The sequence below is a fragment of the Chamaesiphon sp. VAR_48_metabat_135_sub genome (genome assembly GCF_031418915.1).
Taxonomy (GTDB): Bacteria; Cyanobacteriota; Cyanobacteriia; order Cyanobacteriales; family Chamaesiphonaceae; genus Chamaesiphon.
On the sequence record NZ_JANOJV010000308.1, the window covers coordinates 1 to 14,553 of the forward strand.

Annotated in this window: 10 protein-coding genes and 2 tRNA genes; 4 read left to right on the forward strand and 8 right to left on the reverse strand. The window is 44.1% G+C overall.

Going from position 1 to position 14,553, the window contains the following annotated elements:
- From RMO55_RS21025 to RMO55_RS21055, 7 genes are all read right to left on the reverse strand, one after another.
- On the reverse strand, window positions 1–894 hold an 894-nt coding region (locus RMO55_RS21025), incomplete at its 3' end, for a DEAD/DEAH box helicase (protein ID WP_396134444.1).
- Between the two features lie 184 nt (window positions 895–1,078).
- Window positions 1,079–1,163: transfer RNA gene (locus RMO55_RS21030), tRNA-Ser, on the reverse strand.
- Between the two features lie 180 nt (window positions 1,164–1,343).
- On the reverse strand, window positions 1,344–1,670 hold the full coding sequence (locus RMO55_RS21035; RefSeq protein WP_310429989.1) for a hypothetical protein: 327 nt from the start codon (window positions 1,668–1,670) through the stop codon (window positions 1,344–1,346).
- A gap of 91 nt (window positions 1,671–1,761) precedes the next feature.
- Window positions 1,762–2,655, reverse strand: coding sequence for an ABC transporter permease (locus tag RMO55_RS21040; protein ID WP_310429991.1), 894 nt, complete (start codon window positions 2,653–2,655; stop codon window positions 1,762–1,764).
- A 61-nt stretch (window positions 2,656–2,716) separates the two neighbouring features.
- A complete protein-coding gene (locus tag RMO55_RS21045) occupies window positions 2,717–2,971 on the reverse strand; it encodes a transporter suffix domain-containing protein (RefSeq protein ID WP_310429993.1) in 255 nt (84 codons plus the stop codon).
- A 12-nt stretch (window positions 2,972–2,983) separates the two neighbouring features.
- Window positions 2,984–4,003, reverse strand: coding sequence for an ATP-binding cassette domain-containing protein (locus tag RMO55_RS21050; RefSeq protein ID WP_310429995.1), 1,020 nt, complete (start codon window positions 4,001–4,003; stop codon window positions 2,984–2,986).
- 224 nt (window positions 4,004–4,227) lie between these two features.
- Window positions 4,228–10,386, reverse strand: coding sequence for a translocation/assembly module TamB domain-containing protein (locus RMO55_RS21055; RefSeq protein ID WP_310429997.1), 6,159 nt, complete (start codon window positions 10,384–10,386; stop codon window positions 4,228–4,230).
- Between the two features lie 244 nt (window positions 10,387–10,630).
- Here RMO55_RS21055 and RMO55_RS21060 point away from each other — a divergent pair.
- The 4 genes from RMO55_RS21060 to RMO55_RS21075 all read left to right on the forward strand — a co-directional run bounded on the left by RMO55_RS21060 (window position 10,631) and on the right by RMO55_RS21075 (window position 13,600).
- Window positions 10,631–10,712, forward strand: a tRNA-Leu gene (locus tag RMO55_RS21060).
- 76 nt (window positions 10,713–10,788) lie between these two features.
- Complete coding sequence (locus tag RMO55_RS21065; RefSeq protein ID WP_310429999.1) at window positions 10,789–11,916, forward strand: pentapeptide repeat-containing protein; 1,128 nt, start codon at window positions 10,789–10,791, stop codon at window positions 11,914–11,916.
- Between the two features lie 246 nt (window positions 11,917–12,162).
- A complete protein-coding gene (locus RMO55_RS21070) occupies window positions 12,163–12,903 on the forward strand; it encodes a hypothetical protein (RefSeq protein WP_310430001.1) in 741 nt (246 codons plus the stop codon).
- Window positions 12,904–12,934: 31 nt separating this feature from the next.
- Complete coding sequence (locus tag RMO55_RS21075; protein ID WP_310430003.1) at window positions 12,935–13,600, forward strand: class I SAM-dependent methyltransferase; 666 nt, start codon at window positions 12,935–12,937, stop codon at window positions 13,598–13,600.
- Between the two features lie 173 nt (window positions 13,601–13,773).
- On the opposite strand, the gene tpiA is transcribed toward RMO55_RS21075, so the two are convergent.
- The gene (gene tpiA / locus RMO55_RS21080) at window positions 13,774–14,499 is read right to left on the reverse strand and encodes a triose-phosphate isomerase (protein WP_310430067.1); all 726 of its coding nucleotides are present in this window, start codon (window positions 14,497–14,499) and stop codon (window positions 13,774–13,776) included.
- Between the last annotated feature and the right edge of the window lie 54 nt (window positions 14,500–14,553).

Genomic DNA, 14,553 nt, shown 5'->3' on the forward strand with positions numbered 1-14,553 from the left:
CCCGATCAGTCGGGCGCGTTGCATTAGTAATGGGGTAAGATCTGGGGTGTCCAATTCATCGAAATTGGGGTGGCGATCCTGGGCTTTGTAGATCAGTTTGCGGGTGATGGCGCGGGTGAGTTTGAGATATTGTTCGCTGTCGCCTACAGTCAGTTCGACCAGGATTGGGTAGTATAAATAGTGGACGAGGGCACCGCAATCGATCGCGTCTTTGAGGGTAAATTCGGGCTGTAAGATGTCTCCAAAGTAATCGAGGATATTCTGAGTGCCGATGTCATCGTAGTGGCGTTCTGGGGTGGCTGAGAGGGCGAGTCGTAAGCCCACGTTGCGCGGGAGGCTGGACAATCGTTTTTTCGCGCCCAAGTTATGCACTTCATCACCGATAATTAAGGTTCGATCGGGTAAATATTTTAATTGGGATTGAAATCCTGACGTAATTAGGGTTTCATTGGTAGTAACAATCGTCAAGAATTTTTGTTGTCCGGTATTAATTCTCGCAAGTTGATAGGAAAATTTGCCCTGCCATTTATGGATACTTTCACAAGCAAGGATCGGCTGAAGATTAAATTTCTCGCACTCTCTGCCCCATTGATTCACCAGGTGCCGAAATGGGCAGATGATGATGATGACTTGGAGTCCAATTTGTTGGTACAATTGATGGGCGATCGCCAGTGCAGTAATAGTTTTTCCACTACCTGTCGCCATTTTGAGCGTACCGCGACCTTGATTTTTGAACCAGTTGGAAATAGCTTGTTGTTGATACGATCGCAGTTGCAGATTTACAGGTAGTTGGGGCGATCCTGGCGGGACTGGCTCGATTTGATAACGTACCTGAGCTTCCGCTACAGCCACCAATCGATTAATGCTCGTCAATCTCCACTCTGAATTTGTCAGTAGTCGATTTACAGCTACTTTATTTACTCGATAGGTATATTTAGAGTCGATCGACACTACCAGTCACCGAACAGCGTACCTTTTTATACTACCACAGTCGATTCTCTACCGATACAAGGATCGTATTGATTTCCTGCGGTACAGCGACTCTAAACGAGAACTGGTAAGTATTGAAGCTAAAATACGGAAAGGGTGAGATTCGAACTCACGGAAGCTTGCGCTTCATCCGATTTCAAGTCGGACGCAATCGACCACTCTGCCACCTTTCCAGATGTAAGTATCTCATCTTAGCACGATCGTCGAAAATTCGACACTAGCAGTCTCGCTTAGTAACTCAAGTTGCTAGTTAGAGTTTTTTAGTGTGGGGAAAGGAAAGGCAGATTAGATTTTCCCAAGTGGTTCTCGACCGATGTCTTTGGCATCTTTCCTTTATCCTTTCCCCTTTCTTCTTATTTCGGCTGAATGATCGTAGCAGGAGCAGTTTTTCTATTCCGTTCGCGTAAGACTTGTAATTGACGAGCGCGAAAATCTTCAGTTGCTGAATTTAGTTGTTGCTGTTGGTCTTTATTGTAATTAGGATTGCGCTGCGAATTAAGTTGTGCTTGGTTGATTAACTGTAGCAATCCAGACGTATCGCCTGTAGAGGCTCTGTTGAAAGGATCGCGATTGTCGCCACCACTGCCAACAGTGTCATTAGATTGAGCTGAGGCAATGATCGGAATTAACGGCAGTGATAAGCCGATTAGCAAACAGATAGGGGTAATAAATAGTTTCATATAGTTGAGAAAATAGTGTAGAAGGAGCGGTGAACTATGTGCGAGGAAGCTATAGATCAGGATGTCTGAAACTCTCCAATAGTTCCTCGAATTAGGCTAAACGCCGTTTTAACAGCGGTTGAATTGCTGTTAGGGTGAGGATAGCAAAACCAACTAAAATCATCAGCGAGGTACCAAAAGACACAGATCCCCAGGGTGCCTGCAGGACGATACTCGTCAGATCCCACTGCTGATGATTGTATAAGTAGCGAATTGGCTCGATCGCATAAGTCAGCGGATTTAGACAGGCTACCATCTGCAACCATTGAGGCATAAATGCTAGTGGTGCTAAGGCGGTGCTAGCAAATAAGAGGGGGAGGTTGATGACAAAAATTACGGCAATTAGTTCGATATGTCCGGGTAGTGCGAAGGTAAACCCCAAACTCAATGCTGTCACTCCCAATACTAGCAGCACGATAATCAGGGCGATAATCCCTAACCCAGCGATACTCGGCAACCCCGAACCCATTAACGCACTCAAGCCGATAATGGCAGCGGTCTGGATCAGCGTCAATGCTACGATATAAATTGCTGAAGCTGCGACAATCGAGTAGCGAGAGGCTAAGGGGGCTACGAGCAGGCGATTGAGAAAGCCAAACTCTCGATCGAACATCACGGGTAATCCAGCATTTAACGCTCCAACAAAGGCGGTGAATACGATGATTCCCGCACCGAGGAACTGTCCGTAATTCAATTCACTACCCATCATGCCTTGGGGTGCGTTTTGGAATAAGGCACCAAATAGTACCAACCACATCAGCGGTTGGACGATGCCCGCAATTAGGGTGGAAGGACGACGTTGGAGTTGGATGAATAGCCGCTTGGTGAGTGCTAAGGTTTCCTGAATAAAGTCAGTCAGCCAATGCGATTGCAATGGTTCGCGAGATCGATAGATATCTCTAGCGCGTAGGTTTATCTGTTCAGAAGTGTTGATGGTGCCGCTCATGGTAGGATTGCTTCAAAAATTGATAACTGATAATTATTCTGTCCCTAGAGTAAAGGACAATCTATCTTTTTTTAGTGACTTTTTGCCACCAATAATAGGGGTTTAAGTTGCGACGATAACGATGGGCAATTTCTTTACCTGCTAACAGTATGCCCAGCCAGAACATTACTTCGCTAATTACGATTAAACTGGTGGCAACTAGAGATTTTTTGGCGATCGACAAGGGTAAGATCGGGACGGCTAAGACAGCCGCCCACAATAGACAGGAACCGACGGTGAGACATAACCCTAGTTTAGAATAAGCTTTTGCCCGCACTGAATGTCGATCCTATCGCATACTTTGTTTTTTTTCAGCTTTGAGATCGCGACTGCTAGCAGCACTGAGTTCGGCATCTAGTAAGGTTTTTCCTGTGGCTGCTAGATACACATCATCTAGACTCGGACGCGATTGGGAGATCCCAAAAATGGGGATTTCAGCCCGTTGTAGGGATTGCTGGATCGTCATCAGGACATCGCGATCGGGTGTGACTACCAAATTGAGCGAGTTAGACTGGTTAGAATTGACGATCGCTTCCTGGACAAACGGTAATTCGCGTAACAAATCTTGAGCTTTTTCGGCTTCGTCGAGGGGTGTAAACTCCCGAATTCGGAGTGTAATTCGATCGCCGCCCAATTGATTTTTCAAAGCAGAAGGCGTACCTTCAGCAATTACTAATCCTCGATCGATAATCCCCACTCGATCGGCTAGAGCATCGACTTCTTCGAGATAATGACTGGTAATGATTATCGTAGTCCCACTCGCTCGCAGTTGGCGCAAAAAGTCCCAGACTACAACCCGACTCTCAATATCAAGTCCCACAGTTGGCTCGTCTAATACCAGCACCTCTGGCTGGTGTAGGAGTCCCGCCGCGAGATCTAGACGGCGTTTTAATCCACCTGAATAGGTGCCTGTCTTTTTGTCAGCATAACTATGTAAATCGAGAACTTCCAACAGCACCTCAATCCGTTGTCTGGCTTCCACTTTGGGGATGTGGTAGAGGGCAGATTGAAGTTCTAGCAATTCTCGCCCTGTCAGGATTTTGTCGAGCGCGACTTCCTGGGCGACATAACCTAGCCTCTTCCTGGCTTCACGCGGCTGTTCGAGGACGGAAATACCATCAATCTCGATCGTGCCAGTATCGGGTTTAGCTAAGGTACACAAGCAGCGAACGATCGTTGTTTTACCCGCCCCATTTGGACCGAGTAAACCAAAAATTTCGCCTCGATCGATCTGGAAAGATACATCTTTAACCGCAGGGACGGTACCATAGCTCTTGCACAGATTTTGAATAACTACTGCGGCTGCCATTATCTATATTTGATTATGGACAAATTGCAATTGAACTGTCGATCGATAACGATCCGACGACTGAAACTACCAATTCCAGTTATCCTCGATCGGTCGATCTCTGTTTAACTACTACTGTTTATTTTAACAATTTCCGCGATCGAGCGGGATATTTTCTACTCGAACCCCAATTCCCAACTCCCAACTCCCGAACCCCGAATCCCAACTCCCCAGATTCAACGCCATTAAAATCTTTGCTCGAATTCCAAGATGGCGCGATTTTCGCCGAAGAGATTAGTAGAGCCTCGAAGTAGTACTTGCTCATTGAGACGATAGCGGAGACTATAGTAAGGTGATTCACTATTGGTGAGGATTTTGAACACTGAGGTAGAGAGTTTCGGAGTAATATCCGTACCAACTTCCGCAGCGATACCGAGGGTAGAAGTACTGCTAGTTTTCGAGTCTTTGATAATCGTGGGAAACAGTCGAAAATCGCTCAGACTGAAGATATCGCTGATTCGATCCTGGATATTATTCAGGATCGTCGAACTAGCGAGACTGATGACCCCCAATCCGATATCATCTCCCGCACCTAGTTGTTCGACTAAAGCACCACCCAGGAGGAGGAGGATTTCTGGTTGGGTACGGGAGGGCGTACTCGTGAGTTCGATTTTTCGGGTGATTTGGCTGGCTAATCCAGCGATACGGGCTTCGACTTGGACGGTTTGGACGGAACCAAGGCTGGTAGTATAGAAGTCTGCAGGTTGGTTAATTTCACCGTTTTTCGCAGTACGGGCGATCGAACTACGTTGGGCGAGGGCACTAGAGGTACTTTCGAGAATTTTGGCATAAAGCCTAATATTGAGGACGGGATCTGTGCCTAATGTGGGGAAAAAGTCGGCTGTCTGGGGTCCACTAGCGAGGCGAAATTGGGTAGTAAAAAGATTGACGGAGCCTTTTTGGAGTTGAACTTGTCCGAAGGGGAGCGGTTTATCAATCGTCCCATCGATGTCTATTTTGCCAGTGGCGAGGAAATTCAGAATGGGCGAGCGGATAATTTGGATATTATCACCTAGGGTAATGTGAAGTTTGCTAAGTTGGATGGGGTTGGCATTAGGTTCGGGGGGGATAGTTGGTGGGGAGATCGATCCAGTGTTGGGGATAGTCGATGGGGCGGTCGATCCAGTCGCTGTGGTGCTAGGATTATTCGAGGAGTCGGGTAAGAAGACTCGACCGTTAATGAGTTGGACATCCCCAGTCAAAATCGGCTTGAGTGCGGTACCGAGGATGGTGAGTTTGCCATTGACATCACCGCTGTATTTTTCTGGGAGATCGACTCCAATGCCTTGCATTTGGATACTAAGCTGATTGCTCGGATCGATCGAGAAGGAGTCGGAAATCGGGATAATTCCAGTCGCAATAACTTGTCCGCGACTGAATCTTCCAGTGAATTTTTGGACATCAATTCGATCGAAATCAAAGATAATTTCACTATTGACATCTGTCAATGGTTCGGGAATAGCAATACTTTGAATTCTGCCTTTGGTAATATTGGCTATACCACTGGCGGTGAGACTTTCAATCCCCCCATTCGAGGGTTTCATTTTGCCATCTATCTTCAGCTCAATTTTACCCTGTCCGTCGATCCAGTGGAGTTGTTGTTTGCTAAAGACATCGAGTACCTGCAAACCCTGATTCTGGAGCGTCAAATTGACTTTAATATCGCGACTGGCTAGTGGTTTGAGCGCGAAGGGCAGTCGATAGGGGATACTTCCCTTAATTTTGATCCGATCTTCTTGCGCGACAATCGGGCTGTTGGCAAATGTGGCATCACTATCAAAAGTTAGTCGTCCATCCCAGTAATTGAAGTTACCTGTGACAGTCTGGAGTTTCGTATCATTTAGTCGTCCGTTGCTGAGTGAGATGTCACCACTGGCGCGGGGATTGCCTAAATTCCCCCCAATCTGTGCCGAGACGTTAATGCCACCAGTAATATCTACAGGGATATCTACCAGGCTAGTCAACCACTCCGCCGGGACATTTTTGATGTTCACCTTAGCATCCTGATTATTCGAGCTAAAATAGCCTTTAACATCGATCTGGCTGTTGTCGATCGTCAGGTTGAGCGGTGCTAGTTGTAGTTTTCCATTCAGCCAGGTACCTTGCGCATTAAGTCGATCGATCTGATAGCGTTCGAGTTGCCAATTGGTACCATCGATCTTAAAATCGCTAGTGATTCCAGTCTTGGGGTTACCGGCAATCGAGATTTCGCCTTTAAAATCGCCCTGTAAGTTACCAATTTCGGGGATGAGATTGTTTTTTTGTTGGCGATCTGCTTCGCGCTGCAACCAGCGTCGGAGTTCCGCGAGACGGCGAATTTCGTTATATAGGGGTTGAGGACGATTGGCGATTTTCTCGAATGGGGAGCGCAGATTTGCGGCTGTACCGTATTGACGGCGGTTGAAGGGTGTAAATAGATCGCTGATACTGAAAATCTGTAACAAATTGCGGACATCTTCTAGAGTACCGCTGGGAACTTTGAGTTTGGCTTGGAAGGTGGGTGTGGTGGCTCCAGGATTGACACTGGCATCGATTTGATAAGTATGTATGCCGCGTTTAATCTCGGTATTATTGAGGTTGAGTTGTCCGTTAGCATAGCGGAAATTGGTGAGGAGTCGATCGCCTTGAAATGCGCCGAAGGTAGGATTGGTAATTTCAATCTGTTTGCCCGCAACTTGAAAGTCGGTCAGATTTATCGCTAAATTGCCCGTTGCCATGCCATCAAATCGGTATGGTTCGATGCCCACACTTTTGGGAATCCACGGTTTTAATAAAGGCATCGGCAGCCGTTGGACATTGATATTAAGAATCTTGCCATCGACATTGCCATTAGCAATTACCCCCTGTTGTCGGACATCAAAACTTTGGGGTTGTAAATTGCGATCGAGTGATAGTGATAATCGGTCGGTTTTTCCAGCAAAGGCAATATCGACACCCTGTCCTGGATTTGCTTGAATAGTACCAATTAAATTGGGATCGAATTTCAAGTTTCCCACTTGAAAATCGGTTAATTTTGTTTGTCCCAATATGTGGAGATTAGCTAGATTATTGTTCTGAAGATTGCCATCGATTTGCCAATTAGCTGTTAGTTGTCCGGTTAGTTCGCCGACACTATTAACATTTTTTGGCGCGAATTTAGCTAGTTCGGCCATGTTTAATCGATCGGCAATAACTTTAGCCTGCCATTGCCCTCGATCGATGATGAGATTATTAACCCGAACATTACCGCCGAGCATCTGTCGAATTTGTCCGTCTCCGCTAGCTTGAATCTGTTCTAATTCTGGATGTTCTAGATTACCAGCAGCACGGAAATTGGCAAATAATAATCCTGCTTGAATTGCCTTAGGGAAACCTTGATTTATCGTGCCTAAACTCAAACCACGGACAGCCAGATCGCTTTGCCATTCACCTCCGATCGTTTGGAAATTTTTAGCTTCTATTTCACCACCATTGGTCAATTTTAATTTACCATTACCATTAGCTTTAATTGCCACTGGTGTTAATCGATCGACGTTCCCAGCAACATTGAAGTTACCACTAATTTTACCTGTTTGTAACTGTGGCGATAATTGTCGATTTTCTAGCGGAGAGGCTGCACCAATAATATTACCTAGTTTGAAGTTGGCAATTGCTAAACTACTAGACCAATCACCCCGATCTAATTTTACGTCTGTAGCGCGAATCCGGCCATCAGCTAAGGCTAATTCACCATTACCGAATACTTGCAAATTAGCAGGATTGAATTTAGATAATGTCCCTGCTCCGAAAAAATCACCAGTCAGTCGTGCCGATGCAAATTCGCCAGGTATTTCCTCACTAATGCTATCTAACTTTAATCGATCGAATCTAAAATCACCGCGCCATTTACCCGTTCTAATTTCCAGTTGCCGAGCTAAAATACTCCCATCAGCTAAACTCAATTTCCCGCTACCCTTCACCGCAATATCTTCAGGCTTGAGATGTTTGAGATCGCCCGCAACATTAAAGTTGCCATCGAGCCGAGCATTTTTAAACTTCAGGGGGATTTCAGGAGCTAAACCACCGAGAACCAATGATGATGATTGGAGATTCCCCTGCCATTTACCTCGATCGATCTGAAAGTTATTACTAGCAATTTTCCCTTGAGGTAAACTGATTGTACCTACCCCCACACCTCGGAGTGATTCAGGGGTGAACTTGTCGAGATTCCCAGCAAGATTAACTTGTCCGCTAAATTGACCTTTGATTGACGAATTAAACTCAGATAGTTGGAGCGACTTTGTTGTAAATATCCCCTGCCAATTACCACGCTCGATCGTTAAATTATTCGACTCAATTTCGCCAGCTTTAAGCTTAATTTTCCCGCGTCCTCTAGCTAGAATATGCTTGGGACTAATCTTCTTTAAACCTTGACCACTGAGATTAAAATCTCCGCTGACGATACCTGCGGGTAAATGACTATCCCCCTGCGCTAATTCAGTAGATTCAAGCTGCTGAAGATCGATCGCACCACTACTAAGATTAGCTTGCCAATTACCTCGATCGATCTGCAATCGATTAGCGATAATTTGCCCCGCAGCCAACTGTAAATTTAATCGCCCCTGCGCCTGAATTGCATCGATATCTAAATCGCTATTTAAACCCGTCGCCTGAATATCTCCACCTAACTTTCCACCATAGTTAGCTGGTAAATTTATCCCACCAATTTTCGCTAATTTCTGAGTATCTAAACCCTGGGGTTGTAAATTCAATCGCCAATTAGTTTTCGTCACTTCCCCCGTCGCCTGCACCTTTCCTCCCGCCGCTGCAAGCGTAGCATTACGCACGATCGTGTTGTATTTGGGTGTAATCTGGAGATCGGTGACGATCGGATAAGTAGCCTGGGGTGCATCGATACGTAAATTAGTATAAATGTCAGCTCCCGTGCCGCCAATTGTCCCCTGCACCGAAGCGTCACCCATTTTTATCTGTGTGGGTAACTTTGCGCCGTACAGCCGACTCAGGGCATCTCCAGGGATACGCTCTCCTTGCACCTGAAAGCGCGTCTGAGGAGTTTTTAAAAGCTGGATTTCCCCCTGAGTAGTTATCTTTCCACCTAATTTCGGTTGAGCAGTGGCATTTAATTTAATGCGACCATCGGCCAATCTAAAGTTACCATTAACCCGGTCGATTTGGACTCGATCGACCTGACTAATTTGGCTATTATTAAACTTACCTGTCAAAATTGGCCGATCCAATTTGCCTGCTAGTTGCAACTCGCCCACGGCTACACCTGCGAGGGGAAATGGTGACTTGACATCGATACTTTTAAAAATATCTGGCAGTGTAGCTGGCGCAGTTTTGGCACGGAGTTGATAGCCAGTATAATAATTGAGATTGCCATCGATGACTCCCGCTACTCGATCGTACTTAGTCGTGACACCATTAAACTTAACATCCCGTTCCGACACTTGAATAAAACCATTAATCTCATCTAGACTACGCGGCACATAATTGATAATAATCTTGCCATCACGTACCAATAGCCGACTACTAATCTTCAGGTTTTTTTGTGGCTCAATCTCTAGATTCAGATCTCCATCTACAGTGCCATGTGCAATTTTAACCTCAGGAATTTTAACAATTCTAGTTGCCGCCGCTGCATCTAACTGCTCGCCCTTAATTGCTAACTGAGTTTTGCCATTAGCAACTAAACTATTACCCCGAACCTGCACCTGCCCACGATCGCCGAATTGTGCTCTACCCTTAAAATCAACTCTATCTTGACCATCGCTGACATCAGCTTGAAAATTAATTTTACTAACAGTAATCGGTTGAGGACTTTTACTATAAGGAACGACAACAATTCGCGCATCATCGATATTAATCGTACCAACTTCAACCTTAATTGGACTCGGCGGAGTCTTTTCCTGGGTAGGAATATTTACCCAACTGCCTTGGATATTCTGAGCTAAATAGAGATTCGGAGAAATTACATGTACATCTAACTTTATAGTTCGATCTAGGACTAATTGCAATGGATTAAAATTAACAACAACATCCCGAACTTCTAGATGATTTAAATCGCTCCCATTTGCAGGAATCTTCGCATTACTAAGATGAATCTCATTCAACCAAATATCTTCAATCTGCCCCAGATCGATCGGACGTTGGAGACTTTTTGATAACTCTTTCGCTACAATTGGTGCGAGATAACGTTTTGCCCACCATTGACCATAACCGACTCCAATTATTACCAACAGGAATAAGCCCAAAGCAATCGCGCTGCCAGTTTTTAGAAACAACTTCAGCCAATGACGGGGATTATCTGGTAAATTGTTTCTCAATTGGGGCTGGGTAGATTTGGGCTTAAACTTGGATTTCATGCTGGAATCGACCTTTAGTCAAACTGGGAATAGGATCGATATTAAAGCTAGACTAAGCTAACACGTATTTAAATTCGATCGTGGTGCTCGCAGATACACCTCCACTTAGATATTATGCCCAATACCCTGCCGTTGATTTGATTTTACCAACTATTCGAGGTTTATGGTCTACCGCAATTAGGTAGTCGAGCAAAATACTTTTTGCTTTAATTGACTATTTGTGCTATAGTTATGATCGTTGCCTGCGGATATGGCGGAATTGGTAGACGCGCCAGTTTTAGGTACTGGTTTCGCAAGAAGTGAAGGTTCAAGTCCTTTTATCCGCATCTTATGAGTCAATTTAGACTATGTTAACGACAGGAGTAAATTTTACTCCTGTCGGTTTTTTGTAAATATTCAGTAATGAAAACGATCGTTAAGTTTTTGCAATCTCTGTTGATTGTCGATCCCGTCGCGCCAGAAATTATCCGTGCGAAAGCTTATGAAATGTGGAAAGCACAGGGCGGCGGCGATATTAATCCCGATGCTAATTGGCAAGCCGCGATCGAGCAGTTACAGTTAACCGAAAAACTTAGTCGTCGCAATTTCATTTTAGAGCTAATTCGACTAGTTATTGCTAGTCTAAGTACTGGTGCAACTATTTTTGGTGGCTCGATCTTATTTCTCAACTTTTCTCAAGGCGAAAATCGGCTGATTACCGAACGATTTACCCGTTCGATCGAGCAACTGGGAAATAAAGAAGAAACGATTAGAATTGGCGGTATTTATGCCCTAGAAAGGATCGCCAATGACTCGCCTAGAGATGGTTGGACGATTATGGAAGTCTTATCCTCTTTTATTCGGGGCAAACAAAGTATTAAAGGGCAAGATACATCGCAATTACCGACAATTCGGACGGATGCCCAAGCAGCGTTAACCGTAATCGATCGACGACAAATAGATCTAGAAACCGATCGACAGTATTTGGATCTGAGCTTGACAAATTTGCGCGAGGCTAATCTAGTCGGTGCACAACTCGATCGCGTAAAACTTAATAGTTCTATTCTAACTAAAGCCGATTTACGTGGAGCTAATCTCAATCTTGCTAATCTAAGTAATGCCAATCTTGATGGAGCTAATCTTACCAAAGCTCAACTCGATCGCGCAAATTTAATTCAAGCTAATTTGAGCAATACTAACCTTAGTGCTGCCAATTTGAATGAAGCTAATTTAAATAAAGCCGATCTAAGTGACGCGATCTTAGATGGAGCCATACTCACTAATGCGAGCTTGGGAAATACTAATCTTACCAGTTCAATATTAATCGGCGCAAATCTGCGTGGTGCGACGCTGAGTAAGGCAAATCTCAGTAAAGCCGATCTTAGTGGTGCCGATCTATATCAAGTAAATCTTGCTGGTGCGAACCTTAACAAAACTGATTTGCGGAAGATTAAGAATTTGAATATTACTCAAATCAAGCAAGCTCAAAATTGGCTACTAGCGATCTACGATTCTGAGATCGATCTCTTATTAAAAGCCGAATCAGCATAAAATTATGGCGTTACTGAATTGAGATATGAAAGAGAGCGAAGTATGAGAGGGGTGGGGAGGGTGGAGATATGAGTTGATGTTAAGTTGCTAAGTTGGCACAGCCGCTCAGAACGATAATTGACGGGTTATCAAAGAAAAAATCATATCTTAAATCAGCAACGCCGAAATTATTAACCTTAACTAGCAACTTATGTTAATAGATGATACGATCTGCATAAACTTCCATTAACAATCGCAAATGTAAAAATGAACAAATACTGCGTGCGAATTAAATCTCACCCAGTTTGGGCTGTAATTGGAAATTTGCGTCGTCAACAATCCCAAGCAATATCCCAGTGGACGATCGAATCTGCCGAACAAATTGCTAGCATGAATGGGCAAGAAATTAACAAAGCAATTTGGCAGGTAATTTGGCGAACTATTATTAATAGCATCATTATTATCGTTATGATCTCTCTAGCTATTTATAGTGGATATCTCCAGTACCAGTTTCCCGATCCGCAGCATCTCGATCTTTCACTTTTAATCGGTGCGATCTCTTGTAATATTTTACTCACTCAACTACTGAATCTGAAGTATTTAAAAACCATTTTCTGGTTTATCCTTTTGCTAGGAAGTCTAATTTCGATCGCTCATATTGTGCCAATTTTTGATCGAATGTTAATGTATCTCTATACTAGTTGGCTACTGATATTTATTCTGCCCACGATTTATAGTCTGACCGTTCTGGCTTTCGATCTACGTAGATTTGGTACTATACTAGTTGCGATCGTGGCAATCGTAGCTACTGTTGTCTATTCACTATATCCAATTGGGCAAATTTTCGCATGGGAAATTGAGATCGATTTTTTGTCGATCGCCAATCGAGCTAGCTTGATAACTATTTTTGGTTGCTCGGCAATTTTTATGACTTTTGCCACAATTGCTAAAGTCTTGAAATCAATCCCCCAGATTGGGATCTTCTTTTTGAGAGAACTTGCTAAGTAAAATCTATTCAAACAAATATAAATTTAGAATCATGTCTAATCAATCTATCGGTTTAAGTGATAATCTCTACCAATATCTGCTGGCAAATTCTGTGCGCGAGCCAGCAATATTAACTAAGCTCCGTCAAGAAACGGCACAACATCCTTTGGCGAATATGCAAATATCACCAGAACAAGGGCAATTGATGGGACTACTGGTACACTTAATCGGGGCCAAAAAGTACTTGGAAGTGGGAGTATTTACTGGTTATAGTGCTTTAGTAGTGGCATTAAATCTACCAGATGATGGCCGAATAATCGCCTGCGATGTTAGTGATGAATTTACCTCGATCGCCAGCAAGTATTGGCAGGAAGCAGGGGTAGATGATAAAATTAGCTTGCAGATTGCTCCAGCATTAGAAACACTCGATCGACTATTAGCGAATGGTGAGGCTGGTACAGTTGATATTGCTTTTATCGATGCAGATAAAAATAATTATGTAGCTTATTACGATCGCTGTTTTCAATTAGTCCGTCAGGGGGGGATAATTCTAGTTGATAATGTACTTTGGTATGGTAGAGTTGCCGATCCAGCGATGGATGAGGATAAGCGCACGCTAGCAATTAAGCAGCTAAATCAGCAGATTTATCATGACGATCGAGTCCAGATTAGTTTAATCCCAATTGGGGATGGATTGACGATCGCCAGAAAGAAATAAACACCGCTATTGGACCAATTATATATATTAATACTGCAACCTGTGGATACCCAGAAAGCAGCGTTTTTATTCGGGGGTTCCCCCCGAATAAAAAAACAACAAGACAGGGCACCCTTACAACACATCGAAGTACCGACTCTCGATTATAAATTTAAGGTAGATATATTTGGCAGCTACTTATAATTAACAATTCCGGCAAAATCAGCAGCGGCAAGACTCGCACCACCCACTAACACACCATCAATTTGTGGCTGTGCCATAATTTCATCGATATTACTCGGCTTCACTGAACCACCATATTGAATTGTGACATCAGGATTGGTTAACTGAGCGCGAATTAGCCCAATTACGCGATCTGCTTCCTGCGCTTCACAAGTTTCTCCAGTACCAATCGCCCAAATTGGTTCGTAGGCAATTACCAGTCGCGCTTGAGAGATGCCCACCAAGCCATTTTTCAACTGATTGATAATCACCCGTTCGGCTTCGCCAGCATCTCGTTGTTGTTTGGTTTCACCAACGCAGAGGATCGGAATCAACCCACTGGCTTGAGCTGCTTTGAGGCGTAAATTTACTGTCTCATCAGTTTCGGCAAAATACTGACGGCGTTCGCTATGCCCGACAATGACGTATCTAACGCTGCTTTCGATCAGCATACTGGCAGAGATTTCGCCAGTGTAAGCCCCACATTCTTCCCAATGAACATTTTGGGCACCCAGCCGAATCCGATTACCATGCAGACTTTTGCTAACAATTGTTAAGTCTGTAAATGGTACGCACAAAACTACTTCCCGATCTTCTGGGGCATCATCGATTTGGGAGATAAATTGCATCAAAAACTCAGAGGCTTCACCCTGGGTTTTATACATTTTCCAGTTACCAGCAATAATAATTTTACGCATCATCTAAATTAGTCTAATCTACCAGGATCGTCTTCTATATTCCCATGAATTGGG

Excerpts from the sequence above, each read along its gene's own strand:
- RMO55_RS21050 (WP_310429995.1), bottom strand. The coding sequence starts at position 4,003 with ATGGCAGCCGCAGTAGTTATTCAAAATCTGTGCAAGAGCTATGGTACC.
- RMO55_RS21070 (WP_310430001.1), top strand. The coding sequence starts at position 12,163 with ATGAACAAATACTGCGTGCGAATTAAATCTCACCCAGTTTGGGCTGTA.
- tpiA (WP_310430067.1), bottom strand. The coding sequence starts at position 14,499 with ATGCGTAAAATTATTATTGCTGGTAACTGGAAAATGTATAAAACCCAG.
- RMO55_RS21040 (WP_310429991.1), bottom strand. The coding sequence starts at position 2,655 with ATGAGCGGCACCATCAACACTTCTGAACAGATAAACCTACGCGCTAGA.
- RMO55_RS21055 (WP_310429997.1), bottom strand. The coding sequence starts at position 10,386 with ATGAAATCCAAGTTTAAGCCCAAATCTACCCAGCCCCAATTGAGAAAC.
- RMO55_RS21065 (WP_310429999.1), top strand. The coding sequence starts at position 10,789 with ATGAAAACGATCGTTAAGTTTTTGCAATCTCTGTTGATTGTCGATCCC.
- RMO55_RS21075 (WP_310430003.1), top strand. The coding sequence starts at position 12,935 with ATGTCTAATCAATCTATCGGTTTAAGTGATAATCTCTACCAATATCTG.
- RMO55_RS21035 (WP_310429989.1), bottom strand. The coding sequence starts at position 1,670 with ATGAAACTATTTATTACCCCTATCTGTTTGCTAATCGGCTTATCACTG.